The following is a 23,808-nucleotide window of genomic DNA, read 5'->3' on the forward strand; positions in this document are numbered from 1 at the left end:
CGGCTCACGCCGCTCCTACAGTGGATCGCGCCCGGCCTGGCCAATCGGTTCCCGGGTTTTCGTAGGAGCGGCGTAAGCCGCGATTCCTGGGCTGCGCCCGGAAATCCCCAAAGTTTGCTTCGCAAACCTTGGGCCCCGCCGTTGCGCCTCCACACCCCCATTCGTGCCTGCGGCACGAATCGCCCCCTGACTCGGGGGGGACGATATCCGGCTGCGCGCGGATATCTCCCAAGGTTTGCTACGCAAACCTCGGGCCCCGCCGTTGCGCCTCCACACCCCCATTCGTGCCTGCGGCACGAATCGCCCCCTGACTCAGGGGGGGACGATATCCGGCTGCGCCCGGATATCTCCCAAAGTTTGCTTCGCAAACCTTGGGCCCCGCCGTTGCGCTTCCACACCCCCATTCGCATCTGCGATGCGAATCGCCCCCTCACTCAGGGGGCTGGGTCGCACGCGTTCATGCCGTAGGAGCGGCGTGAGCCGCGATTCCGGGGCCTCGACGCAAACGGGCCCGGCATCGGCCGGGCCCGTCGCTGTCTCGCTGTCGCTGGCCTCAGCCGGAGATCGCCAGCCGCTCCTGGCGGTAGCGGTGCACCGCGGCGAACCACAGCAGGGCCGCCAGTCCCAGCCCCGCGGCCAGATACACCGCCCACACCTGCGGGTCGATCGGTTCGGCGCGGATCACCTTCAGCAGCAGCTGGTTCTGGGCCAGGAACGGCACCACGTACTGCCACAGCTCCGACTTCACCGGATTCACCATCAGCACGAAGGTCGGCACCATCGGCAACAGCATCAGCCAGACGGTATGGCTCTGCGCCTCCTTCATGCTCTTGGCCGAGGCGGCGAGGAAGGTCAGCAGCGAGGTGCCGATCAGCAGCATCGGCAGCAGGATGAACAGCATCTTGGCGATCGCCGCGAAACTGACGTCGAGCATCTTGGCGACGTCGGCGGCCATCAGCGCGGTGCCCTTGAACGCGAGCAGGGTCAGCAGCAGCGAGATCAGGCCCAGCGCGCAGGCGGCGGCGATCTTGCCGCTGACGACCGCGCCGCGCGGGGCCGGCGTCGCCAGCAGCGGTTCCAGCGATTGCCGCTCTCGCTCGCCGGCGGTGGCGTCGATGATCAGGTAGGCGCCGCCGAGGAAGGAACTGAGGATCAGCAGGTACGGCAGCAGCACCGACAGCAGCTGTCCGCGCTTGGCCTGGGCGCTGGCGAGGTCGCGGGTGCCGATCGCCACCGGTTGCGCGACCGCCGGATCGATGCCGCGCACCATCAGCCGCAGGGTCGCGACCTGGCTGCGGTAGCGGTCGAGCACGCCGCGCACGCGCGCGATCGGGATCTCGGCATTGCGCCGGGTGCTGTCGGCGAGGATCTCCACCGACGCCGAACGTCCCTGCGACCAGTCCTCGCGATAGTCCTCGCCGATCACCAGGCCGACGTCGTGGTCCTGGCGGGCGATCGCCGCTTCCAGATCGTCGGGCGCGGGCACCGCCTTGATGCTCTGGGTGGCCAGGAACTTGATCAGGTTCGGCGCGCGCTCGGCGCCGACCACCGGCAGTTCGAGCTCCTTCTCCAGCTGGGTGCGCGCGCGCTGCTCGGCCAGGTAGCCCATGCCCATCAGCATCGCCGGGTACAGCAGCGGGCCCAGGAACAGGGTCAGGGCGAGGGTGCGGCGGTCGCGGGCGATGTCGCGCAGTTCCTTGCGCATCACCGACAGCAGGGTGGCGAAGAATCCGGGGGCCTTGATCGTGCTCATGCCTGCAGGCCCTCCGTGGTGCCGATCGCCTTGACGAAGGCGTCCTCCAGGTTGGGCTCGCCGAAACGCTCGCGCAGCTCGTCGGCGGTGCCGGCGGCGACCACGTGACCCTTGGCGATGATCACGATGCGGTCACACAGCGCGGCGACCTCCTGCATGATGTGGCTGGAGAAGATCACGCAGCGGCCCTCGGCGCGAAGCTGCTTGAGGAATTCGCGCATCGCGCGGGTGGTCATCACGTCCAGGCCGTTGGTCGGCTCGTCGAGGATCACGTTGCGCGGGTCGTGCACCAGCGCGCGCGCGATCGCGGTCTTGGTGCGTTGGCCCTGGCTGAAGCCCTCGGTCTGGCGGTCGAGGATGTCGGTCATGTCCAGCGCCTTCGACAGCGCCTCGGTGCGGCGGGCGATGTCGGCCGACGGCATGCCGTGCAGCTCGCCGAAGTAGGCGATGTTCTCGCGTGCGGTCAGCCGCTTGTAGACGCCGCGCGCATCCGGCAGCACGCCCAGCGCGCGCCGCACCGCGGTCGGCTGGGTGGCGACGTCGAGGCCGTCGACGCGGATGTCGCCCGAGTCGGGCGTCATCAGCGTGTAGAGCATGCGCAGGGTGGTGGTCTTGCCGGCGCCGTTGGGGCCGAGCAGTCCGGTGATCTGGCCGTCGTGGGCCTGGAAACTGACGCCGTCGACCGCCTTGACCGTGCCGGTCTTGGTCTTGAACGCCTTGTGCAGGTCGTTTGCGATGATCATTTGGGATCCAGTGGTTCGGAAGGAGCCGTCGCGTTCGCCGTCGGGCGCCGCGCTCAGGAACTTGTTGAGGAACGCACGTCCGGTGCGTTCCTCAAGTCGCGAGTCCGGTACACGTCCGGACGCGCTCCCGGTGGATCAAGCGCTCGCGCGCTTGCTCCGCCGCTGCGGCCATCCTTGGCCGCCATAGCAGGGTGTTCTTCGACACCCTGCTACGGCTCCCAGCCGTTGTAGGAAGTAAAGGGCGGGACGTAGTCGAGGCTGTCCAGGCAGCTGGCATCCAGCGCGCCGGGATCGGTCGACTCGACGAACTGGGCCAGCAGCCGCGGCATGCAGCCGACGCCCATCACCCCGTGGCCCTGGCCCTTGAGGCTGAAATGGCGCGCGTTGCTCAGGCCCTTGACCACTTCCTCGCCGTACTCGGGCGGGGTCACCGGGTCGAGTTCGCCGGACAGCAGCAGGGTCGGGATGTCGCCGCCGTAGGGCTCGGTGAAGTCGGCGTCGACCTTGCCGGTCGGCCAGTCCGCGCAGCCGCTGAAGAAACGGCTGCCGGCCTCGGCGCCCATCAGGGTGTCGGCGTCGGCCGGATCGGGCACGTAGCGCGGCGCGTCCTCGGCACAGACCACCGAGCGCTGCATGCCGAAGCTCATCATCCCCTCCATCTGCCCCGACCACAGCTGGGCCAGCGACATCAGCGGCTGGTAGCGGCCGTCCTCGGCCTCGTCGACCACCAGCGGCAGCAGCGCGCTCAGTTGCGGCACGTAGGACACGCCGTGGACCAGGCCGACGACGGTCTCGGCGCCGAGGGTGTCGGTGTCCGGCGCATGGGTGGTGGGGTGGTGGTAGGCGACCTCGACCGGATTTTCGCCCAGCTTCGACTCCAGCGCGCGGATGCGGCCGATCAGGTCGTCGCCGAAACGGTTCTTGCAGGCCTCCTGCGCCGCGCACTGCGCGTCCTGGCGCTGGAGCGCGCGGTCGAGCATGCGCGCGAACTCGCCGCCGACCACCAGCCGGTTCGGGGCGACGCCGTCGAGCACCACGCTGCGGGTGTGCGCCGGGTAGTGCATCGCGTACTGCTGGGCGACGCGGGTGCCGTAGGAGCCGCCGACCAGGTTGATCCGCTCCGCGCCCAGCGCCTGACGCACCGTGTCGAGGTCGGCGATGGCATGGGCGGTGGTGTAGAAACGGGGGTCGGCGCGGCCCTCCAGCGAACGCAGGCACTGGCCGAGGAAGGCCTCGGTGGCGGCGCTGTCGGCGGCGTCGGCGGGGTCGAGCTGCAACGGCTCGCCGTCGGCGTCGCGGCAGTCCAGCGGGTTGGAACCGCCGGTGCCGCGCTGGTCGACCAGGATGATGTCGCGTTGCTTGCGCACGTCCCTGAGCGCCATGTCGACGACCGGGGCGACATCGGTCGCGGCCTGGCCCGGACCGCCGGCCAGGAAGAACACCGGGTCGTCGCTGCCGCCACCCTTGCCGCTGGCCGGCAGCCAGGCGATGTTGAGCGCGATCCGGCGCCCGTCGGGCGCCTCCGGGTTCTCGGCGACCTCGAAGCTGCCGCATTGCGCTTCCACCGTCGGCATCCCGCGCTCGCCGCCGAGCACGCAGGATTTGAAGCCGATATCGCCGAACCGGTAGGCGCCGGCCTCGGTGTCCGCCACCGGCGTCGCCGGTTGGCATGCCGCAAGGCAGAGTGCCGACGCCAGCGCGGCGGGCATCAATCGGGTATTGCGCATGGGTTCCCCATCAGTCCGTAGCCAATCCGCTACAGCATGACAGACGGCCATGTCGCGATAAATGTGACCGATGTGCGGGAGGTGGCGGCGATGCGCGGGGCCGCCGCGGGCGCGCTCAGGCGGCGGCGAGCCGGGCCTGCAGCGCGTCCAGGCTTTCCCGCATCTGCAGCACGGATACCGGGTCCGGCAGCCGCTCCAGGCCGGCGCGGGCCGCCGAGATCCTGTCGCGGGCCGTTGCCGCATCGCCGGCGAGGGCGGCCGACTCCGCGTCGAGCCAGTCCCGGAACGCCGACAGGTCGAACAGCCCGCCCTCGCACAGCGGCCGCCACGCGGCCAGCACCACGGGGTCGCGCAGCATGAGGGCGGCGTAGCCGGCCATCGTCACCGCCAGGTGCGGGCGCACGGACACCGGCAGGTCGTGCAGGCCCGCGGCCGTGCGTCGGGCCGCGTCCGCGGCGGCGACGGCATCGTTCCGGTCCATCGCCCGGCTCAGTCGCAGTATCTGGGCGTTCACCGCCAGTCCGGGCGATGTGTCGTCGGCCGGGACCGGCATCAGCGCCTCGGGCCATTCGCGCGGACGCACGCCGGCCAGGGTCAGGGCCATCAGCTGTCGCAGCCGCTGGCGGACGACGGCGTCGGGCGAGTGGCGGGCGAGGTCGAGCAGCTGGCGTCCGTCGGACTGCCAGCCCTGGGTCTGGAACGGCAGCAGGTTCAGGGCCCCGAAGAACAACGCCGAAAGCGCGGTTCCCAGCAGCAGCGAGGCGATCGCCGGTGGCGCCGTCCAGGAGGTCAGCAGTGCCAGCGCGAGGACGCCGGTGGCGAGGTTGGCGAGCGGGCCACCGACGAAAAAGCAGGCCTGGTCGAAGCGCGACAGACCGCGCCGGCCCTTCGGCAGCAGCGCGGCGAAGCCGCCGATCCCGCGCAGCCACGCGCCGCGGCGGAAACGCCAGCGGTGCTCGCCGCGCTCCAGGCGCAGCGGACCGATGCCGAACGCCATCGCATGCATGCCGCGGGCGATCCCGCACAGCGCGTGGCCGGCTTCGTGCACGATGATGTTCGGCCAGATCGTCAGCAATGCGAACAGCAGCGCCAGCGGTACCGAGGCGGTGGGCGCCCAATCGGCGATCCAGGCCGAAGGGCCGATGCCCATGCGTCCGCTCAGCATGCCGACCAGGCCGCCCACCAGAATCCATAGGAGCAGGGATGCCGGGAAGCCGAGCTTGCCCGGACGTCCGCCGCGGCCGGTGTCCGGCGCGGCGGGCGGGAGGAATGCCGCGTGCGCGTCGGTGTCTCCGGTCATTTGCTGCTGACGTATTTCTCGCGGCGAATCTGCTTGACCTCCAGCCCGTCCGCCTTCAGCGCCTCGAAACAGGCGTCGACCATGTTCGGGTTGCCGCACAGGTAGGCGATGTCGGCGGTCGGGTCGGGGGCGACCTCGGCCAGGAACTGCTGCACGTAGCCGCGGCGGACATCGGCATGCGCGTGGGCGCTGCCCTCGGCCGGCAGCTCGCGCGAGAAGCAGGGGACGAAGCGGAAGTGCTCCGGGTGCCGGTCGGCGAAGGCGCGGAACTCGTCGCCGTAGAGCAGCTCGGCCGGGGTGCGGGCGCCGAACAGCAACACCACCCGGACCCCGCGTTCGCGGATCGCCGCTTCCAGCTGCGGCAGCATCGCCCGGTACGGGGTGACCCCGGTCCCGGTCGCGATCAACAGGTAACGGCCGTTGGCGTCGCCCGGCATCAGGCAGAAACGGCCGAACGGGCCACTGGCATCGACCGTGCCGCCGACCTCCAGCCCCTCGAACAGGGCCGTCGCGGCGCCCCCGGGCACGTAGCTGACCGCGATCTCGACCGCCTCGCCGGGGCCCATCGCGTGGTCGTGGATGGTCGCCAGCGAGTAGGAACGCTTGGTCGCGGTGCCGTCGGCGTAGGCGAAGTGGACCTGGATGAATTGCCCGGGGACGAAGTCCAGCGGCTGGCCGTCGTCGCGGACGAAGGCGTAGTGACCCACCGCGGGGGCGAGCATGCGACGGGACACCAGTTTGAGCGGGAAATGCGTGATGGCCACGGAGTCGGTCGGTCCTTTCGGGGCGTACGGGCGCGCGACGGGGTGTTCAGGCTACGCCACGCCGCGCTGCGCCGGGTGGAACACTGTGGCCCGAGGGCGCGTACAGTCGGCCGCCTATAATAACGGCTATCGCCGCGACGACCGCGGCCCAGGCCCGGCCATGATTCCCGCCATGAACGAACACACCACCGCGGGCGCGGCGCCGACATCGTCGGTTGCGGCGCCGACAGTGCCCGCCCTCAGCGTGCACGAACTGCGCAAGACCTACCCCGGCAGCGGCCCCGGCAACGGCGTCGAGGCGCTCAAGGGCGTTTCGCTCGACGTCGAACAGGGCGACTTCTTCGCCCTGCTGGGCCCCAACGGCGCCGGCAAGAGCACCCTGATCGGCATCGTCAGCTCGCTGGTCAACCTCAGCGGCGGCTCGGTCGAGGTGTTCGGCACCGACCTGGCCCGCAACCGCGACGCCGCGATGCGGCTGATCGGGCTGGTGCCGCAGGAGCTGAACTTCAACATGTTCGAGAAGCCGCTCGACATCCTGGTCAACTACGCCGGCTTCTACGGCATCCCGCGCGAGGAGGCGCTGGCGCGCGCCGAACAGGAGCTGCGCCGCGCCCACCTGTGGGACAAGGCGCGGATGATGAGCCGCACCCTGTCCGGCGGCATGAAGCGGCGGCTGATGATCGCCCGCGCGATGATGACCCGGCCGCGGCTGCTGATCCTCGACGAGCCCACCGCCGGCGTCGACATCGAGATCCGCCGCGGCATGTGGCAGACCCTGCGCGAGATCAACGCCGCCGGCACCACCATCATCCTCACCACCCATTACCTGGAGGAAGCCGAGAGCCTGTGCCGCAACCTGGCGATCATCGACCGCGGCAGCATCGTCGCCGCCGGTCCGATGAAGGCGCTGCTGGCGCGGCTCGACGTCGAGGGCTTCCTGTTCGACATCGACGGCCAGCTGCCGGAGCGGCTGCCGGCGATCGAGGGGGCGACCCTGATCGCCACCGACGACCACACCCTGGACGTGGAGATGCCGCGTTCGATGGATCTGAACCGTGTCTTCGCCGCCCTCGGCGACGCCGGCATCCGCGTGCGTTCGATGCGCACCAAGTCCAACCGCCTGGAGGAACTGTTCGTGCGCATGACCGGTGAGAACGCCGTCAACGGCGCCACCGACAGCACCGCCCAGGTCGCACCCGAGCCCACCGCATGAGCAGTACTCCCGACACACCGGGGAAGACCCCGGACAGCTTCGAGTCCTCCACTCCGGCGCGCCGCAACCTGGTCGCGCTGGGCACCATCGTGCGCCGCGAGATCAGCCGCATCCTGCGCATCTGGGGCCAGACCCTGGTCCCGCCGGCGATCACCATGACCCTGTACTTCCTGATCTTCGGCGGCCTGATCGGCTCGCGGATCGGGACCATGGACGGGATCGGCTACATGGACTTCATCGTCCCCGGCCTGGTGATGATGAGCATCATCCAGAACAGCTACGGCAACATCTCCTCCAGCTTCTTTGGCGCCAAGTTTGGCCGCCATGTCGAGGAGCTGCTGGTCAGCCCGATGCCGAACTGGGTGATCCTGACCGGCTACGTCGCCGGCGCGGTCTCGCGCGGACTGGCGGTCGGCGCGATCGTGCTGTGCATCGCGATGCTGTTCACCACCGTGCGCATCCCGCACCCCTTCGTCACCCTGACCACGGTGGTGCTGGGCGCGACCATCTTCGCCCTGGCCGGCTTCGTCAACGCGGTCTACGCCAAGAAGTTCGACGACATCGCGATCGTGCCGACCTTCATCCTGACCCCGTTGACCTACCTCGGCGGCGTGTTCTACTCGGTCAAGCTGCTGCCGGGCTGGGCCGAGGCGATGACCCACGCCAACCCGATCTTCTACATGGTCAATGCGTTCCGTTATGGCCTGCTCGGGGTCAGCGACGTGCGGCTGTGGGTCGCCTATGCGCTGATGCTGGGCTTCGTGGTGGTGCTGGCCGCGGTCGGCCTGACCCTGCTCAAGAAGGGCGTCGGCCTGCGCAGCTGAGCGCATGGCGGGCCAACGCCGCCGGCCGGGTCCACCCGCTTGCGCGATCGCTGCGCTGCGATGCCGCGCGCACGCAGGCGTTCGCGCGTGGGGTGTTATCCCGGTCACTTTTCCGGGCCGTGTGAACGAACTGTCGTGGACACGCCGATATGATGGTCGGCGCGGCCCGCGCGAGCGGACCGCGGTGCCAGGCGTGTCGCGCCGCGCGCCGGCCACCGGTGCCGGCGCCGCCGCACGGGCCCGCTCGCGGCTCTTGGCCCCTGGCCCGGCTCCCCCACCCAGAAAGGAAGGAACAAGATGGCAATCCGGTGTTCTATGAGCATGATGCGACGTGGCGTGATGGTGGCGATGGCCGTCGGCGCACTGGCGGCCTGCGGCGGTTCGGAGCAGCCGGCCGCGGCCCAGGACTCCGCCCCCGATGCGGCGATGGCCGCGACCGACACCGGCGCCGAAGCGATGCCGGCGTCCGAGCCGGCGGCGCCGGCCGGATTCGACCTGGCCGCGGTGCCGGTGTCCGATCACACCCTGGGCGCGTTCCCGTTCATCGCCCTGCCGACCGGCTACGAGGCGATCAACGAGCAGACCCTGAACATCGCGCGGGTGCCGTTCTGGACCGGCGACCGGCTGGAGAACGTCGAGGGCAAGGCCTACCTGGCGACGATCCAGGAGCAGTCGGGCCACACCTATTCGGACCTGGAGCTGGAGCGCAACGTCCAGCACGTGATCGAGCAGGCCGGTGGCGTGCTGGTGACCGATTCTGCGATCGCGCCGGACCTGCTGGAGGGCGTCAGCCGCGACGTCCGCAAGAACCTGGTCGACGGCTGGGGCGACGTCTACAACAACCCGGTGCAGACCTATGTGATCCGCGGCGCCGACAAGACGGTCTGGCTGCACCTGTGCGCCGACAGCGCCGGCGCCGGCATGATCATCGTCGAGGCCAAGCCGTTCGAGGCCACCGCCAGCCTGTTGCCGGCGGATGCGCTCAAGCGCGAGATCGACGCCAACGGCAAGGTCGCGATGCAGGTCAACTTCGCGGTCGATAAGGCCGACATCCTGCCCGGCTCGATGCCGCAGATCGAGCAGGTCGCCAACCTGCTGAACAACGACCCGGCGCTGAAGCTGTCGATCGACGGCCACACCGACGCCACCGGCGACGCCGGCCACAACCAGGCGCTGTCCGAGGCGCGCGCCAAGTCGGTGGTCGCCGCCCTGGTCGCGCGCGGCATCGACGGCGGCCGCCTGCAGGCCCGCGGCCTGGGCCAGAGCGAGCCGGTCGCCGACAACGCCACCGAGCAGGGCCGGGCCAAGAACCGCCGGGTCGAACTGGTCAGGATCTGATCGCTCGTATCGTGTCGCCCGCGCAGCGCGGGCGATGCCGAGCGATCCAGTGGCGGGCGGCGGAGATCGCCCGCCTTCTTGAAGGTGGAGTCGGTGAAGGTGGAACAGGGAGGTTGAGCATGAAGAAGGCCGCGTTGCCTTGTGTCCTGGTGGTCGGGCTGGTTGGCGTCGCTGCCTGGGCCTGGCCCGCCGAGTCGCGCGTGCCGGAGCCCGCACCGTGCGACTCAAGCGCGATCATCGCCGAGTATCAGCGCGCCAAGCGGGAGGAGATTCCCCCGCTGGACCGCCTGCCGGAGGCGAAGCGACAGGAGGCGATCCTCCAGTACGAGGAGTTGGTGGGGATCGTCGACGAGCGGATCGCGATCCGCTCCGGCCAGTCCTTCGAGCCGCCGGTGCGGACCGGCATCGACGCCGAAGACGCGCGCGCAATCGAGGAGCACGTGGACAAGCTGCTCGCGAGCATGCCGCGCTCCAACTGGGACGATTATCGCGACAATCTGGCGGCGGCGATTCCGGCGCTGAAGGGCGAGTCTTCGCAGACCTTTGGCCAGATGCAGGATGCGCTCAACCGAGACAAGGCGGAGATGTTCCTGCGTCTCAAGGGGTGTCCGGATGACCTGGCGAAGGACTACGGGATTGCGCCGTACCGACCATGAGCATTGCGCCGGTGCCGACTGCGATCCGCAGAGCTCAGCGCGCTGAGCTTGAAGCCAATCACTCTGCTCGCGTGACCGGGATCATGGGCGCGGCATCGATTCTGATGCGACGCTGAATACTGTTCGCTGCGTGCAGGAAACCGGCCGTTGCGAGTTGTTATGGTCGGGCTCCGAAAGTCGGTGCCATGGCGTGGTGATGCCATGGCGGTCCGTCAAATCCAGGGGGTGCGTCCCGGTGGCCGCCCCGTCTACAGACTCCCCATGCAAGGAGCGCATCCGTGTCCAAGACCCGTACGCCCACGTCCCCCAGGGTTCCCGCCGCCGTCCGCGCTTTTGCGTTGGCCGCCGTTGCCGTCCCGTTGATCGCATTCGCCCAGCAGGGCGGGCCCGGCGGCATGGCCGCGCAGATGGCCGAGATCGGCGGCATGATGCACGCCACCGCCAAGACCTGCGGCGGCTACTCCGAGCAGGAGCTGGCGACGATGAAGCAGCAGCAGAAGGCGGTGCACCTGCAGCGCGGCCTGGACGCGGCGTCGTTCGAGCAGGCCTTTGCCCGGGCTGAGACCAAGATCGCGCAGCGCTGGGCGACGATGTCGGCCGCACAGCGCGATCAGGCCTGTGCCGATATCCGCGAGCAGATCGCCGCGACCGCCGCCGCCGCGCGCTGAGACAGGCTTCCCGGTCTCTCTTTCGCTTCAAATACTTGGCTGAGATCCAGCACCGTGCGGACCGGGTCCGCGCGGTGCTTCCATACGCGTGAGTCTTGAACTTGTCACTTCGACAGTGTACGTTCAGTTTGACCTTGCGGGACGAAAGGTGACGCCCGTCGTCTTTTTTTGTGCCGCAAGCATGAAGAATGGTAGCCACGGCTACCCCACGCCACGCCTTGGATGCCAGGTGGCGCCAGGGAATTTGTGTAACGAGATGGAGAGAATTTTCTCATGGAACTCAAGCAGCGTCGTTTTGGATCCCGTCAGCGCGGACAGGGCATGGTGGAATACATCATCATCGTCGCCCTGATCGCTATCGCGGCTATCGCCGTGTTCACCTTCTTCGGCGGCACCGTCCGCTCGCAGGTCGGTGGTATGGCCAAGGAGCTCTCGGGCCAGTCCGCCGGCTCGGCCATCGACAAGGCCCAGAAGTCCGCTGACAAGGCGGAGAAGGAAAGCAAGAACAAGGGTCTGGACAAGTACACCAACGACAACGCGCGTTGATGTCACTGCCCGTGCCCCGGCGACTGCCGGGGCACGGGCCTCGCACCGTAGATGAACGACCAGCAGGGCGTGAGCCCGGTGCTGGTCGGTGCCCGTATTCGCAGCGGAAGGAGCCGTCATGCAGCAGTTGTCGATGCCAATCATGCGCGCGCGCAAAGCCCCTCGACCGGGTGGCCGCAGGAGTGTCCGTGGCCAGGCGCTGGTGCTGTTCGTCGTGCTGGTGTCGATCCTGTGCCTGGGCCTGATCCTGGTCTTCGACACCGGTCAGTCCGTCAACAAGAAAGTGCAGCTGGTCAACAGCGCCGACGCGGCCGCCTACAGCGTCGCCGTCCAGCAGGCACGCACCCTGAATTTCGCCGCCTACATGAACCGTGGGCGGGTCGCCAACGAGGTCGCGGTCGCGCAGCTGGTCAGCATCTGGTCCTGGACCAACTACCTGCACACCCACACCGCGCTGTTCATCGAGGCGCTGAGCTGGCTCAAGTACATCCCCTATGTCGGCGCGATATTCGCGGCGATGGAAGCCGCCTACAAAGTCGTCGAGGTCGTGGTCGGCGGCGTGCGGACCGTGTATCGCCCCCTGGCCGCCACCGCGATCCAACTGCTCGACGGGCTCAACGGACTGCTTGCCGGCGCGGCCAGGACCTTCGTCCGCTGGGGCGGCATCGAGGCCGCCCAGATCGCCAAGGACGTGCTGCAGAAGAACGACCCCACCGCCGAGATCGACGCGACCGGCTGGGTGGTGTTGGCCCAGCAGTTGCGGAACGCCGCCTCGGACGGCCCCAACAGTTTCCTGCAGAAACACGATGTGCCCGGTCGCAAACGGCGTACCGCGGGCATGGACCGCTATCGCAATGTGGTGATGGAGTCGCGCGATCATTTCAGCGCCGACCGCAGTCAGCGCAACAGCCTCTTCATCATCAGCTTCCCGGCCAACGGCGGCACCGACATGGTCGACTACGACCGCTGGGCGGCGGTGGACATCCTGCGGATGAAGATCAACCTGCCGTGGCCGTTGTCCGACATCAACATCCCGCTGGGCTGGGGTGGCGCACAGGCGGTCGAGAACACGAGCCCGCGACCGAAGTTCTTCCCCGGCATCCGCGCCGGCGGGCGTAGCGGTCGCGGCAACGGTTGGCGCGCCTACTACCACAACCGTCGTCCGACTTACCGCCAGTACGGCGGTGCGACCAACTGGATCGCCAAGCGGATGGCCGAGACCCAGCCGTCGGTGAACCTGTACAAGCCGTTCCCGTACCGCAATATCACCCAGCGCACCTATACCAAGCGCAACGACGCCTACTTCACCGGCTACCAGGGCCTGCGCGACTACGACGATGTCCGCAAGGGCTTCGCCGAGAATCCGGACGCGGACAACGACAAGGCCGGTCCGATCTTCTCGGTCTACGTCACCAGCGACCGCAGGAACGCGCGCACCAGCCAGGACATCAACGGCATCGGTGGACCCGCCGGCAGCGACATGGAGCTGAAGAGCAACGTCAACAAGATCAGTGCGATATCGACCGCGCAGGTCTACTTCAACCGCGCACCGTACAGCGCGCTGTTCCGGCGCATGGTGCCGCGCCGCTGGAACGGTCGCCCCTCCAGCGACGATCAGCTCGAGATGGGCAATCTGTTCAGCCCGTACTGGCAGGCGCGCCTGGTCGAAACCCCGAACTCGGTCTACACCAAGGTCGGAATCGGATCGCTGGTCACGGGGCCGTGAGCATGGGGCATTGCAGGCACATCCATTCGTACCGGCGCCACGCCGGCCTGTGCGTATCGATACTCGCGGTCGCCCTGCTGGGCGTGGGCGGTTGCGCGGCGGAAGACGGCGAGGCGATGGCGGCGGTATCGGACGACATGCCCAGCGTGTACGCCGATGCCAAGGTCGAAACCCTGGCCGACGGCGGCAATGCCGGCCAGGCCGAGTACCAGGCGATGCTGCAGGCCTGCCAGCAGGCGGGCGTATCGACGGTGCCGCTGTCGGCCGACGACAGCGCGCTGCTGGGGACGGGGCGGTTGCAGTGGTGGATCACGCCCGAGCGGATCGCGCTGCGACGCGAGTACTGGAACCTCGCCAACAGCGGCGACATCAACCAGTGCCACTTCAGCCTCGAGCACAGCGGTGTCCACGAATACATCGATGCCGAGCGGTCGGTGGCCTACGAGCTGCCGGGGATGGCGGTCGCCAGCGAGGGGCCGGGGGATCCGGACGCGCTGCTGCGCTATGCGGTCGAGGCCGTCGACGCGAATGCCGAGGCGGCGGCGAATGGGACGGGGATCGAACGGGGAGCAAGGAGCGAAGTGCAGGGGCAGGCCTGCCTGCAGTGGAAGTCCGCGCAGGGGGTGGTGTGCAAGTGGAGTGGCGGCGCCGAATGGGGATTCGATGCGTCGCCGGGGTTCTTCCAGGTCACCGACCCCTTGTCCGAGTACGAAATCATCCTCAGCCAGGAGCCGGCGGCGGGCAATGGCGCGCGCGTCACGCTGACCCGCTTCATGCTGGGCGAACCGTGGACGAAGGATGCACTGCTGCCATCGGAAGTCGAAGGACGGGAGGGATCGTGACATGAACGTGGTCTTGCGCCGTAAGGGGGCGCGCAATCGACAGCGTGGGCAGGCGATGGTCGAGGTGGCGGTGCTGTCCGCCGTCCTGGTGCCGTTGTTCCTGCTGGTGCCGACCCTCGCCAAGTACTTCCACGCCAAGCAGATGGCCCAGCAGGCCGCGCGCACGGCGGCCTGGGAAGCGACGGTGACGCGCGACTTCAAGTTCAACCAGCTCAACGGCGGTCGTGCCGCGCAACTGGCCTTCATCCGCGAGCACAACTTCGGCGACGCCGATACGGTGATCCGCTCGAACATCACCGGCAACGCGACCGGACGGTTGAAGAACGAGATGCTCAACACCTTCTCGAACAAGGAGCTGCTGCGCGGGCAGGACATTACCCTGGAGGCCTACAAGAACGAGGCGCCGGGCGGCCTGAGCGGCCTGTTCGGCCGCATCGGTGGGCTGCTGGAGAAGTTGCCTGGCGACTTTCCACCGAACCAGAAGGGGTTGATCACCGCCGAGGTCACGCTGAAGCCGCAGAACCTGAAGAACCGCAATGGCTCGCGTGCGAGCTATCTCGCCCCGTTCGACCGCATCGACCTGGAGTTCAAGAGCCACCACACCCTGCTTGCCGATGCCTGGAACGCGGCCGGCAACGGTCTCGACGGCCAGCCCTCGGCCGGGCGTGAGCGCAGCTTGATCAACCAGGTCACGTCACTTTCGCCAGGCGCCGTTGCCGAAAACAGCGGCGATTTCTTCGAGAAGATCGACGGCGCCGACTTCGTTCCGATCATCGGACCGATCACCCGTCTGCGCCCCGGTTATGTGCAGCCGGACATCATCCCGTCCGACAAGTTGAAGAGACGCTAGGCGCATGCGCGGGTCGCATGCGTATCGCGGACGCCTGCTGGCGGCGTCCCTGCTGGCATTGGCGCTGGCGCCGCCGGTGGGCGCTTGGCCGAAGGTGCCGCTGCCGGATGGGGCCAGCGGCCAGGCGGTCAGCAAGAACATGCTCTACAACGGCGTGCCGATGCGGGCCAGCCAGGTTTCGTTTCCGATGAGCGTGGACGACGCGATCGAGTTCTATCGCCGCCAGTGGGGGAGCGAGGTCGTCGTCGATCGCCTCGACGGCAAGACCATCGTCGGCCATCTGGAGGGCAAGCACTACGTCACCGTCGAGCTCACCGGAATGGGGTCGCGTTCGCAAGGGACGGTCGGGGTGATGGAACTGCCGGACAAACCGGTCGAAGCCGAGCTGGGCAAGGGCTTCGACAAGCCGGCCAACACCGAGGTGGTCAGCGACATCCGCTATCTGGACACGTCCAACGATGCGCGCACCCTGGTGATGAAGAACCGGCTGAGCCCGTACGTGAACATGCGCTACTACGTGCAGCGCCTGCAGATGCGGGGCTGGAAGCTGGAGCGCGATCCCGAGCAGTGCCTCGCGTCCTCGAACGAATGCGTGGTCAATCTCGCCGGATCCGGCGACGCCAGGCTGTCGCTGGCGCTGACCCGGGACCAGCCGCCCGAGACCGTCATTGTCGTGAACATCGAATGATCAGCAGCGCGGGAGCTCATCCATGAAACCCCTACGCCGTTACCACCCGACGCCGAGCCGCGAGCAACAGCGCGGCAGCGCGCTCATCGAGTACACCATCGTCACCGGCCTGGCCGTGCTGGTGCTGGTTTCCAATCCGAATGTCGTCGCCGAAACGCTGAACGCGATCAAGAGTGTCTATGAAGCGTTCGCCTACAGCCTGTCGACAACCTTTCCACTACCGAACTTGTGAGTAAGAGGTAATCGTGGCATTGCCCAAGTTGAACAAGAACGTGCTCTTCATCGGCGGGGCCCTCCTGCTCGGTGGACTGGCGGCACTGATGAGCGTCACCTACGTCAAGGAAACCATCGACAAGGCGGTCGCCGATGCCCAGGTCGACGAGACCGAGGTGGTGGTGGCCTTCCGGGATCTGGAGATCGGAGAGGCGGTCACCGAGGACGAGATGGTGTTGCGCAGCGTGCCGACCGAGTTCGTGCCGGCCGATGCGGTCACCGCCGAGAACTATGGCGAGTACGTGGATCGCCTGGTGCGGTCGCCGGTCCGCGGCGGCGCGCCGCTCAGTGCCAGCGCGCTGGTGCCGGCCGCGCAGCAGTTCTCGCGGGTGATCCCGCTGGGCAAGGTCGGCTACACCCTGTCGGTCAACGAGAACAACTCGGTGTCGGGCATGATCGCGCCCGGCGACGCGGTCGACATCTTCTTCACCGTCGGTGCCGAGGAGGCCCAGGACGGCGGTGCCAAGCGCAACGGTTCGACCGGCGAGCGGGTGTTCCCGTTGCTGGAGAACATCATCGTGCTTGCCACCGGTGCCCGCGTCGGGGAAACGCTGGGCGAGGAGGAGAGCGAAGGCTACTCCACGATGACGCTGGAGCTGTCGCCGGACCAGGCGCAGAAGCTGACCGTCGCCGAGGAAACCGGCGACCTGAGGATCATCCTGCGCAACCTGGATGACAAGACCCCGTTCAACCTCGACGGGTTGACCGAGAACGAGCTGATGGCTTCGTTCGGGGGAATCAAGACCGATGGTGTCGAGTACATCATCGGCGGCAGCAACTAACGCCAGGGGATAGTTTGACGATGGCAAGGAATGTCTTTTTGCGGTGCGCGCTGTTCGTCGCCGCCGCGTTGGGTATGGTCGGTGTCTCGAATGCGCAGATGGCGACGCTTCCGAATCAGTTGAACATGTACGGGGGCCAGGTTCTCGTCCACACCAGCGCCCGCCCGCTGGCGCGGGTCGCGGTCGGCAACGGCGAGGTGCTGGAGGTCACCACCATCGAGAAGCGCCAGCTGGTGCTGATCGCCGGTACCGGCAAGACCGGGGAGACCACCGTCCACCTGTGGTACGAGGATGGCGGTCAGCGCTCGATCCAGGTCGTCGTCAATGCCAAGGACACCAGCGCCACGTCGGCGGCGGTGCGCCAGATGCTGGGACCCAACACCACCGCGCAGATCTCCGACGTCGCCGGCAATGTGGTCATCACCGGCGAACTGCATCCGCACGACGCGGCGCAGATCGAGGCGATCCAGACGCTGTTCCCGAACGTGGTCGACCTCAGCACCACCGATCTGGTGGCGATGCAGCCGATGGTGCTGATGGACGTGCGCCTCATGGAGGTCAGCCGCGACGGCCTGCGCGAACTCGGCATCGCCTGGCAGAACCAGATCGACGGCCCGACTGGCGGCGCGATCAAGGACTTCTCGTCCTCGTTCTACCGGGTGCTGCCCGCCGGCAGCGTGTTCGATGACATCGCCGACCAGCTGCCGGCGCGCATCAACCCGATGGAGACCTATTTCGGCATCGCGACCAGCATCGCCTCGAAGATCAACCTGCTGACCAGGACCGGCAACGCCTTCGAACTGGCTGCCCCGCAGTTGAGCGCGCGCAGCGGCGGTGTCGCGACCTTCCTGGCCGGCGGCGAGATCCCGCTGCCGCTGGTGGGCTCGTTCGGCCAGACCAGCGTCGAGTTCAAGGAATACGGCATCCGCATGAACATCCAGCCGGTGGTCAACCGCAACAACGAGATCTCGGCTTCGATCATGACCGAGATCAGCAAGCTGGACCGCACGGTCTCGGTCGAGGGCATCCCCGGCCTGCTGACCCGCAAGACCGAGACCGAGTTCAACGTCAAGGACGGCCAGACCATCGTGCTGTCCGGCCTGGTCGACATCGAGGGCAGCAAGGGCTTCAGCGGCATTCCGGGCCTGGCCAACATCCCGATCCTGGGCCGCCTGTTCCGTTCCGACGAGTTCCAGAAGGGCCGCACCGACCTGGTGGTGTTCGTGACCCCGCGTGTGATCACGCCGGACCACGAGCGCAATATCGATGCGATCCAGAAGAGCGACCGCCTCCTCGAGGAGTTCGAGGAAACGATCGGCTCGGAAATCTTCGACTGAGGCCCGGATGTTCAACGTCGTCGTAGAAACGGGTAAATCAGGTCCCAGGACCGTCCGCTGCCTGCACAAGGAGTGCGGCATCGGACGTTCGGACGAGAACCTGGTGATCCTGCAGGGCTGGAGCATCGCCAAGCATCACGCCACCATTCGCGTGATCGACGAGGCGATCTACATCGAAAGCACTGGCGGACGCGCGACCGTGCGCGTCAACGGATCCGTGATCAAGAGCCAGCATGGCCCCGTCGAGGAGACCGACCTGGTCGAGATCGGCGACTACAAGCTGCGGATCAGCTCCGAGCTGGGCAAGGCCAAGCGCGCGGCGCCATCGGCGGGGCACAAGCCGGCCCCGGCGCCCTCGTTCAATGGGGGCGAGGCGTCGTCGCCGCCGCCGGCCGCCGTCGCGGCGCCGGCACCCGCGTCGGCCTCGACCGACCTGGCGACCACCGACGACGTGCCGCCCGACATCGTGGTCTGGCGCGAGCGCGTGCACGCGTCCCTGCTCAAGCAGCTGGACCTGCGCCGCATCGACGTCCACAGCCTCAGCGACGAGGAGCTCAGGACCAAGACCAGCGAGCTGATCGATGCGGTCATGGACAAGGAGTACAAAGACCTGCCGAAGGTGATCAATCGCAAGATGCTCGCCAAGCAGGTCCTGGACGAGGCGATCGGCCTCGGCCCGCTGGAGAACCTGATCGAAGACAACAGCGTGACCGAGATCATGGTCAATGCGCACGACCAGATCTACATCGAGCGCGCCGGCCGGATCGAGAAATCGCCGGTGTACTTCACCAACGATCGCGCGGTGCTGTCGGCGATCGAGCGCATCGTCACCCCGCTGGGCCGCCGCATCGACGAAAGCTCGCCGATGGTCGACGCGCGCCTGAAGGACGGCTCGCGCGTCAATGCGATCATTCCGCCGATCGCGCTGCGCGGCCCCAGCATCAGCATCCGTAAGTTTGCCAAGCGCAAGCTCGAGGGCCGCGACCTGATCACCTTCGGCTCGCTGGACGAGTCGATGCTGGCCTTCCTCGAGATCGCGGTGCGCGAGCGCAAGAACATCGTCGTGACCGGCGGTACCGGTTCGGGCAAGACCACCCTGCTGAACATCCTGTCCAACTTCATTCCCGACCGCGACCGCATCGTCACCATCGAGGACGCGGCCGAACTCAAGCTGGTCCAGCCCAATCTGGTCGCGCTGGAAGCGCGTCCGCCGAACCTGGAAGGCAAGGGCCAGGTCACGATCCGCGACCTGGTGAAGAACGCGCTGCGAATGAGGCCGGACCGCATCGTGGTCGGCGAGTGCCGCGGTGGCGAAACCCTGGACATGCTGCAGGCGATGAACACCGGCCACGAAGGGTCGCTGACCACCGCCCATGCCAACTCGCCGCGCGACGCGATTTCGCGTGTCGAGGTGATGGTGCTGATGGCCGGCATGGACCTGCCGATGGCGGTGGTGCGCGAACAGATCTCCTCGGCGGTCGACATGATCGTCCACCAGCGCCGCTATCCCTGCGGCTCGCGAAAGGTCAGTCACATCACCGAGGTGACCGGCATCGAGAGCGGCACCATCCAGCTGCAGGACATCTTCAGCTTCAAGGTCAGCACCTTCAACGGGCGCGACGGCAAGGTCGAGGGCTATTTCACGCCCACCGGCGCGATCCCCGAGTTCATGGAAGAGCTGGCCGATCGCGGTGTGCCGATCGATCTGGACATCTTCCGGAAGGTAGAGGAGTAGGCGGCGATGATATGGATGATCGCTGGGCTGGCCTTCTGCTCGATGCTGCTGGCGGGGCTGTACTTCGCCAGCGCGGGCGACAAGTTCATGGCCCGCTACCAGGACGCGTTCATGGACCAGGCCAAGGCGAACCTGGCCGACATGTTCCTGTTCGTCGACCCCTCCAAGTTGTATACGCTGAACATCGCGATGTTCGTGGTCCTGCCGTTGCTGGCCTGGATCATCAGTGGCAACTGGGTGGTCGCCGCGGTTCTCGCCGGCCTGATCGCGGTGCTGCCGAAGAAGTTGTACGCCTTCCTCAAGCAGCGTCGCCTCAACAAGATCCAGGCGCAGCTGCCGGACGCGCTGATGATGCTGTCGGGGACGATGAAGGCCGGCCTGGGTTTCTCGCCGGCGCTGGAGGGGCTGATCAAGGACGGCTATCCGCCGCTGGCGCAGGAGCTGGCGCTGGTGCTGCGTGAGCAGCGCATCGGCGTCAAGACCGACGAGGCGCTCGACCACTTCGCCGAGCGGGTGCCGATCCTCGACGCCCGCCTGTTCGTGTCGGCGGTGCAGATCTCGCGCGAGGTCGGCGGCAATCTGGCCGAGAGCCTGGCGACCCTGGGCGAGACCCTGCGCCGGCGCCTGATCATGGAGAACAAGGTCAAGGCGCTGACCGCGCAGGGCCGCCTGCAGGGCATCGTGATGGCGATGCTGCCGGTCGGCATGGTCGCCTACCTGGCCTTCATGTATCCGGACACGATGGAGCCGATGTTCAATACGCCGATCGGCTACGGCGTCATCGCGATCGGTGCGGTCCTCGAGTACGTGGGCTACAAGATCTGCCTGAAAATCATGACGATCGACATATAATGCTGATTATTCTCTCCCTGATGATTTGTGCGGCGATCGTCATGGTCATGGTGGCGATCCGTGGCATCCTGCAGTCCGCGCCCAAGGCCGAGCGCGAGTACCAGGATCCGTTGCCGGCGATGCTGCGGATGATCTGGCCGCTGGTCACGATCGCGACCCACATCATCGGACCGCGGCTGAGCTCGGAATCGATGGAGAAGTCCCACCGCGCGCTGCAGAGCGCCGGCCAGGACTATCTGGTCTCGCCCGAGGAGCTGGCCGGCCTGCGAGTGGTCGGTGCCTGCATCGCGACCGCGATGTTCTTCGCGGTGTTGATGATGCTCGACCCCAGTTTCGGCAGCCTGATGCTGGCGTTCGTGCTCGGTGCCCCGATCGGCTGGCTGTACCCGTCCCTGTGGTTGAGCGATCGCCGCAAGCTGCGGGTCAAGAAGGTGATCCGCGACCTGCCGATCTTCCTCGACTTCATCACCATGTCGGTCGAAGCCGGCCTGAACATCACCGGCGCGATCGAGCAGGCGGTGCAGAAGGGCCCGCAGGGACCGCTGGGGCAGGAGTTCTCGCGCATGCTGCGCGACCTGCGCGCGGGCCTGCCGCGCTCGGAGGCCTTGCGCCGGCTGGCAGATCGCATGGACATCGCCCAGATCTCCAGCTTCACCAGTGCGTTGATCCAGGCCGACCGCGTCGGCGCCAGCCTGGGCGAAACCCTGCGCGCGCAGTCGATGCAGCGACGCGAGGAGCGCTTCCTGCGGGCGGAAAAGCTGGCCCTGGAAGCGCCGGTGAAGATGATGCTGCCGCTGGTGACCTGCTTCTTCCCGCTGGTCTTCATCGTGCTGGCCTACTTCATCTACCTGAAGATGGTGCAGGACGGGATCCTATGAAGTGCGGCCCGCTGTACAACGGCGACACGATCGTCCTGCCGAAGGTGCGGGGCGCGGTCACCTGGCTGCAGCGTCTGCGTGGTCTGCTGTTCTCGCCGGCCCTGCCGGCCGATGGCGGCGATGCGCTGTTGATCCGGCCGTGCTCGTCGATCCACACCATTGGCATGCGTTATGAGCTGGACGTGGTGTTCCTGGCCGAGGACGGACGGGTGATGTCGATCCATTCCAATATCAGACCCTGGCGCGGCTGCATGCAGTTCGGCGCGCGCGACGCGCTGGAGCTGCGTGGCGGCGTCGCCGAGAAGGTCGGGCTCAAGGTGGGAGACGTGCTGCGATGGGCCGCCTGAGCGTTCGTTTGCTTCCGGTTGTCCTGTCGCTCGCGCTCGCCGCGTGTGCGTCCGCGCCGGCGCCGCGCGCCGCGACGATCGACCTGGTCGAAACCGAGCGCTTGGCCGAGCAGGCCTACCGGCAGGGCGACCATGCGCGCGCCGCCGAACTGTATGCCGACATCGTCGAGGCGATGCCCGGCGAAGCCGATTACTGGTACCGTCTGGGCAACGCCTATGCGCGCCAGGGCCTGAGCCAACAGGCGGCGCTGTCCTACCAGCAGTCGTTGGCGCTGGATTCCGGCAATGCCCGCGGTTGGCACAACATGGGCATGATGCATCTGAAGCTGGCCCACGAGGCCTTCGAGGCGGGCGAGAAACGCGGCAGCAAGCGTGCCCGTGTGCATGAGGAGAATCGCCGGTTGGCGGAGGCGACGGCGCGCGTGCTGGAGCACGGCGGCCGTGCCGTGTCCGCTCCGGCACCGGCGATGGCGACGCCCGTCACCGCAATGCCGGAGCCCGGAGCGGCGGCCACCGACGGGTCGCCTGCCGCGGCGCCGGAAGCCGTGGACGCGGGCATCAACGAGGAGGCAGGAGGCAGCCGATGAAGCATGCAACCCTACGCCACCGCAGAGCGCCCCGGCGCGCGCGCGGACAGTCGCTGGTCGAATTCCTGATCGTCACACCGATCTTCCTGTTCCTGGTGCTGGTGATCTTCCAGCTGGTGCTGATCTACCGGGCCAAGATGACGCTCGACTATGCCGCGCTGGAAGCCGCGCGCATGGGCGCGGTCAAGGGCGCCGACAAGGGGGCGATGCAGCGTGGCCTGATCCGCGGGCTGATGCCGCTGTATGCGACCTCGGGTGGCGCCGGTGGCGCCGCCGCGGCCTGGGGCCGTGCCAAGGCGGACATCGGCCTGGGCCGGGCGGCGAAGATCGAGATCATCAGTCCGACCAAGCGTGCCTGGGACAATCACAAGGAGCGCCAGCACAATCGCCGCTACGCCCTGCCCAACGACAGCCTGGCGTTTCGCGATCGCCGTGTCGGCAGCAGCGGCATGAACGTCCAGGACGCCAACATCCTGAAGATCAAGGTCACCTATCACTACCCGCTGATCGTGCCGTTCGTCGACCGGGTGATGCGTGGCGATTCGGACTACGTGAAACCGCAGGGTTTCCTGGATCCGGCAAAGGTCAAGATGAGCAACCGCCTCGGCTTCTGGAGCCACTACCGGATTCCGATCGAGTCGTACGCGATCGTGCGGATGCAGACGCCGATATACGACAAGAACCTGCTGCCATGAGCCTGAAGGCGTCCGCCATCCGGATCGTGGTCTGCGGCCTTGCCCTCGCTTTCGCCATCGCGGCTCCTGTCCGAGCCGAGGAGGCGCTGCGGATCAAGGCGGTCATCGAGGGACAGGCCGGCCCCGGCCTTGCCGACGGCAACCGGCCGGTGCCGGTCACCATCCATCTGGCCGAAGGCAAGTCGCGGATCGACTTCAATCAGCGTGGCGCCGAGTCGATCTACATGCTGATCGACGAGCAGAGCGGGAATGGCTGGCTGGTCGACAGCGGACGCGCACAGGCACTGCCGGCCCAGGCGCGGGGATTCGCCGAACTGCGGGTCGACCCGGGTGAACCATGCAGTGGGCTGGGCGTGCAGTGCCGGCAGATTCCCGCACGGATGATCGCCGGAGTCCGCGCGCAGGGCTGGCGTTACCTGGGTGCCGGCCAGCGCGGCCCGGGCGGCACCGCCCGCGGCGAGTTCTGGGTCGATCCGGCACGCGGCCTGATCCTCGGGTACGAGGGGCACCGGGCCGGCCGCTCGCGCATGTACAAGATGCAGGCGTTGAGCGTGGTTACCGTCGAGGATGCGACGGAACTGTTCGAACTGCCGGATGCCGACGGTGGGGGTCGTGCTCGATACTAGCTGCAGGAACGGGCAGCCATTGACTTAAATTCAGGCCGGGCCGGCAATCAGGACATGC

General features: G+C 67.6%; 25 protein-coding genes. 20 read left to right on the forward strand and 5 right to left on the reverse strand.

Going from position 1 to position 23,808, the window contains the following annotated elements; genetic code table 11:
- Positions 1 to 553: 553 nt before the first annotated feature.
- From C9I47_RS00515 to C9I47_RS00535, 5 genes are all read right to left on the reverse strand, one after another.
- Complete coding sequence (locus C9I47_RS00515; RefSeq protein ID WP_111264989.1) at positions 554 to 1,753, reverse strand: ABC transporter permease; 1,200 nt, start codon at positions 1,751 to 1,753, stop codon at positions 554 to 556.
- A complete protein-coding gene (locus tag C9I47_RS00520) occupies positions 1,750 to 2,496 on the reverse strand; it encodes an ABC transporter ATP-binding protein (RefSeq protein ID WP_111264990.1) in 747 nt (248 codons plus the stop codon). Before C9I47_RS00520 ends, C9I47_RS00515 begins: the two co-directional genes overlap by 4 nt.
- 209 nt (positions 2,497 to 2,705) lie before the next feature.
- Positions 2,706 to 4,223 carry an alpha/beta hydrolase gene (locus C9I47_RS00525; protein WP_111264991.1) on the reverse strand — a complete coding sequence of 506 codons (1,518 nt, stop codon included), beginning with the start codon at positions 4,221 to 4,223 and terminating at the stop codon, positions 2,706 to 2,708.
- Between the two features lie 115 nt (positions 4,224 to 4,338).
- The gene (locus C9I47_RS00530) at positions 4,339 to 5,523 is read right to left on the reverse strand and encodes a M50 family metallopeptidase (RefSeq protein ID WP_111264992.1); all 1,185 of its coding nucleotides are present in this window, start codon (positions 5,521 to 5,523) and stop codon (positions 4,339 to 4,341) included.
- Positions 5,520 to 6,287 (reverse strand): ferredoxin--NADP reductase, encoded by a 768-nt coding sequence (locus C9I47_RS00535; RefSeq protein ID WP_223250215.1) that lies wholly within the window; start codon positions 6,285 to 6,287, stop codon positions 5,520 to 5,522. Before C9I47_RS00535 ends, C9I47_RS00530 begins: the two co-directional genes overlap by 4 nt.
- A 172-nt stretch (positions 6,288 to 6,459) precedes the next feature.
- Between C9I47_RS00535 and C9I47_RS00540 the strand changes: the two genes are divergently transcribed.
- The 20 genes from C9I47_RS00540 to C9I47_RS00635 all read left to right on the forward strand — a co-directional run bounded on the left by C9I47_RS00540 (position 6,460) and on the right by C9I47_RS00635 (position 23,750).
- Positions 6,460 to 7,500: an ABC transporter ATP-binding protein gene (locus C9I47_RS00540; protein ID WP_111264994.1), complete on the forward strand. Its 1,041-nt coding sequence runs from the start codon at positions 6,460 to 6,462 to the stop codon at positions 7,498 to 7,500.
- Positions 7,497 to 8,324, forward strand: coding sequence for an ABC transporter permease (locus tag C9I47_RS00545; RefSeq protein WP_111264995.1), 828 nt, complete (start codon positions 7,497 to 7,499; stop codon positions 8,322 to 8,324). Before C9I47_RS00540 ends, C9I47_RS00545 begins: the two co-directional genes overlap by 4 nt.
- Before the next feature lie 315 nt (positions 8,325 to 8,639).
- On the forward strand, positions 8,640 to 9,662 hold the full coding sequence (locus C9I47_RS00550) for an OmpA family protein (protein WP_223250216.1): 1,023 nt from the start codon (positions 8,640 to 8,642) through the stop codon (positions 9,660 to 9,662).
- A gap of 119 nt (positions 9,663 to 9,781) precedes the next feature.
- Complete coding sequence (locus C9I47_RS00555) at positions 9,782 to 10,318, forward strand: hypothetical protein (protein ID WP_111264996.1); 537 nt, start codon at positions 9,782 to 9,784, stop codon at positions 10,316 to 10,318.
- A 278-nt stretch (positions 10,319 to 10,596) separates the two neighbouring features.
- Positions 10,597 to 10,986 carry a hypothetical protein gene (locus tag C9I47_RS00560; RefSeq protein ID WP_145985382.1) on the forward strand — a complete coding sequence of 130 codons (390 nt, stop codon included), beginning with the start codon at positions 10,597 to 10,599 and terminating at the stop codon, positions 10,984 to 10,986.
- A gap of 273 nt (positions 10,987 to 11,259) precedes the next feature.
- Positions 11,260 to 11,532 carry a pilus assembly protein gene (locus tag C9I47_RS00565; RefSeq protein ID WP_111264998.1) on the forward strand — a complete coding sequence of 91 codons (273 nt, stop codon included), beginning with the start codon at positions 11,260 to 11,262 and terminating at the stop codon, positions 11,530 to 11,532.
- 142 nt (positions 11,533 to 11,674) lie between these two features.
- Positions 11,675 to 13,258 (forward strand): TadE/TadG family type IV pilus assembly protein, encoded by a 1,584-nt coding sequence (locus C9I47_RS00570; RefSeq protein WP_111267877.1) that lies wholly within the window; start codon positions 11,675 to 11,677, stop codon positions 13,256 to 13,258.
- Positions 13,255 to 14,100 (forward strand): hypothetical protein, encoded by an 846-nt coding sequence (locus tag C9I47_RS00575; RefSeq protein ID WP_145985383.1) that lies wholly within the window; start codon positions 13,255 to 13,257, stop codon positions 14,098 to 14,100. The genes C9I47_RS00570 and C9I47_RS00575 overlap by 4 nt, the downstream gene beginning before the upstream one ends.
- 1 nt (position 14,101) lies before the next feature.
- Entirely contained in the window at positions 14,102 to 14,950 is an 849-nt protein-coding gene (locus tag C9I47_RS00580) for a TadE family protein (protein WP_190238562.1), read from the forward strand.
- 4 nt (positions 14,951 to 14,954) lie between these two features.
- On the forward strand, positions 14,955 to 15,638 hold the full coding sequence (locus C9I47_RS00585; protein ID WP_111265001.1) for a hypothetical protein: 684 nt from the start codon (positions 14,955 to 14,957) through the stop codon (positions 15,636 to 15,638).
- Positions 15,639 to 15,660: 22 nt separating this feature from the next.
- Positions 15,661 to 15,870 (forward strand): hypothetical protein, encoded by a 210-nt coding sequence (locus C9I47_RS00590; RefSeq protein ID WP_111265002.1) that lies wholly within the window; start codon positions 15,661 to 15,663, stop codon positions 15,868 to 15,870.
- A gap of 13 nt (positions 15,871 to 15,883) precedes the next feature.
- Positions 15,884 to 16,693, forward strand: a complete 810-nt coding sequence (cpaB, locus tag C9I47_RS00595; RefSeq protein ID WP_223250217.1) for a Flp pilus assembly protein CpaB — start codon at positions 15,884 to 15,886, stop codon at positions 16,691 to 16,693.
- Positions 16,694 to 16,791: 98 nt separating this feature from the next.
- The gene (locus tag C9I47_RS00600; RefSeq protein ID WP_190238563.1) at positions 16,792 to 18,030 is read left to right on the forward strand and encodes a type II and III secretion system protein family protein; all 1,239 of its coding nucleotides are present in this window, start codon (positions 16,792 to 16,794) and stop codon (positions 18,028 to 18,030) included.
- A 7-nt stretch (positions 18,031 to 18,037) separates the two neighbouring features.
- On the forward strand, positions 18,038 to 19,765 hold the full coding sequence (locus C9I47_RS00605) for an ATPase, T2SS/T4P/T4SS family (RefSeq protein ID WP_111265005.1): 1,728 nt from the start codon (positions 18,038 to 18,040) through the stop codon (positions 19,763 to 19,765).
- A 15-nt stretch (positions 19,766 to 19,780) separates the two neighbouring features.
- On the forward strand, positions 19,781 to 20,617 hold the full coding sequence (locus tag C9I47_RS00610) for a type II secretion system F family protein (RefSeq protein WP_223250218.1): 837 nt from the start codon (positions 19,781 to 19,783) through the stop codon (positions 20,615 to 20,617).
- Positions 20,617 to 21,495: a type II secretion system F family protein gene (locus C9I47_RS00615; protein ID WP_111265007.1), complete on the forward strand. Its 879-nt coding sequence runs from the start codon at positions 20,617 to 20,619 to the stop codon at positions 21,493 to 21,495. The genes C9I47_RS00610 and C9I47_RS00615 overlap by 1 nt, the downstream gene beginning before the upstream one ends.
- Complete coding sequence (locus tag C9I47_RS00620) at positions 21,492 to 21,842, forward strand: DUF192 domain-containing protein (RefSeq protein WP_111265008.1); 351 nt, start codon at positions 21,492 to 21,494, stop codon at positions 21,840 to 21,842. The genes C9I47_RS00615 and C9I47_RS00620 overlap by 4 nt, the downstream gene beginning before the upstream one ends.
- Positions 21,830 to 22,429, forward strand: coding sequence for a tetratricopeptide repeat protein (locus C9I47_RS00625; RefSeq protein WP_111265009.1), 600 nt, complete (start codon positions 21,830 to 21,832; stop codon positions 22,427 to 22,429). The genes C9I47_RS00620 and C9I47_RS00625 overlap by 13 nt, the downstream gene beginning before the upstream one ends.
- On the forward strand, positions 22,426 to 23,124 hold the full coding sequence (locus C9I47_RS00630; protein WP_111265010.1) for a TadE family protein: 699 nt from the start codon (positions 22,426 to 22,428) through the stop codon (positions 23,122 to 23,124). Before C9I47_RS00625 ends, C9I47_RS00630 begins: the two co-directional genes overlap by 4 nt.
- A complete protein-coding gene (locus C9I47_RS00635; protein WP_111265011.1) occupies positions 23,121 to 23,750 on the forward strand; it encodes a hypothetical protein in 630 nt (209 codons plus the stop codon). The genes C9I47_RS00630 and C9I47_RS00635 overlap by 4 nt, the downstream gene beginning before the upstream one ends.
- The last annotated feature ends 58 nt before the right edge of the window (positions 23,751 to 23,808 follow it).

Origin of the sequence: Marilutibacter maris, assembly GCF_003233695.1 — a bacterium.
Taxonomy (GTDB): domain Bacteria; phylum Pseudomonadota; class Gammaproteobacteria; order Xanthomonadales; family Xanthomonadaceae; genus Marilutibacter; species Marilutibacter maris.

Coding starts and splice junctions, on each gene's coding strand:
- C9I47_RS00515 (WP_111264989.1), bottom strand. CDS start 1,753: ATGAGCACGATCAAGGCCCCCGGATTCTTCGCCACCCTGCTGTCGGTG.
- C9I47_RS00520 (WP_111264990.1), bottom strand. CDS start 2,496: ATGATCATCGCAAACGACCTGCACAAGGCGTTCAAGACCAAGACCGGC.
- C9I47_RS00525 (WP_111264991.1), bottom strand. CDS start 4,223: ATGCGCAATACCCGATTGATGCCCGCCGCGCTGGCGTCGGCACTCTGC.
- C9I47_RS00530 (WP_111264992.1), bottom strand. CDS start 5,523: ATGACCGGAGACACCGACGCGCACGCGGCATTCCTCCCGCCCGCCGCG.
- C9I47_RS00540 (WP_111264994.1), top strand. CDS start 6,460: ATGAACGAACACACCACCGCGGGCGCGGCGCCGACATCGTCGGTTGCG.
- C9I47_RS00545 (WP_111264995.1), top strand. CDS start 7,497: ATGAGCAGTACTCCCGACACACCGGGGAAGACCCCGGACAGCTTCGAG.
- C9I47_RS00550 (WP_223250216.1), top strand. CDS start 8,640: ATGAGCATGATGCGACGTGGCGTGATGGTGGCGATGGCCGTCGGCGCA.
- C9I47_RS00555 (WP_111264996.1), top strand. CDS start 9,782: ATGAAGAAGGCCGCGTTGCCTTGTGTCCTGGTGGTCGGGCTGGTTGGC.
- C9I47_RS00565 (WP_111264998.1), top strand. CDS start 11,260: ATGGAACTCAAGCAGCGTCGTTTTGGATCCCGTCAGCGCGGACAGGGC.
- C9I47_RS00570 (WP_111267877.1), top strand. CDS start 11,675: ATGCGCGCGCGCAAAGCCCCTCGACCGGGTGGCCGCAGGAGTGTCCGT.
- C9I47_RS00580 (WP_190238562.1), top strand. CDS start 14,102: ATGAACGTGGTCTTGCGCCGTAAGGGGGCGCGCAATCGACAGCGTGGG.
- C9I47_RS00585 (WP_111265001.1), top strand. CDS start 14,955: ATGCGCGGGTCGCATGCGTATCGCGGACGCCTGCTGGCGGCGTCCCTG.
- C9I47_RS00590 (WP_111265002.1), top strand. CDS start 15,661: ATGAAACCCCTACGCCGTTACCACCCGACGCCGAGCCGCGAGCAACAG.
- C9I47_RS00600 (WP_190238563.1), top strand. CDS start 16,792: ATGGCGACGCTTCCGAATCAGTTGAACATGTACGGGGGCCAGGTTCTC.
- C9I47_RS00605 (WP_111265005.1), top strand. CDS start 18,038: ATGTTCAACGTCGTCGTAGAAACGGGTAAATCAGGTCCCAGGACCGTC.
- C9I47_RS00610 (WP_223250218.1), top strand. CDS start 19,781: ATGATCGCTGGGCTGGCCTTCTGCTCGATGCTGCTGGCGGGGCTGTAC.
- C9I47_RS00615 (WP_111265007.1), top strand. CDS start 20,617: ATGCTGATTATTCTCTCCCTGATGATTTGTGCGGCGATCGTCATGGTC.
- C9I47_RS00620 (WP_111265008.1), top strand. CDS start 21,492: ATGAAGTGCGGCCCGCTGTACAACGGCGACACGATCGTCCTGCCGAAG.
- C9I47_RS00625 (WP_111265009.1), top strand. CDS start 21,830: ATGGGCCGCCTGAGCGTTCGTTTGCTTCCGGTTGTCCTGTCGCTCGCG.
- C9I47_RS00630 (WP_111265010.1), top strand. CDS start 22,426: ATGAAGCATGCAACCCTACGCCACCGCAGAGCGCCCCGGCGCGCGCGC.
- C9I47_RS00635 (WP_111265011.1), top strand. CDS start 23,121: ATGAGCCTGAAGGCGTCCGCCATCCGGATCGTGGTCTGCGGCCTTGCC.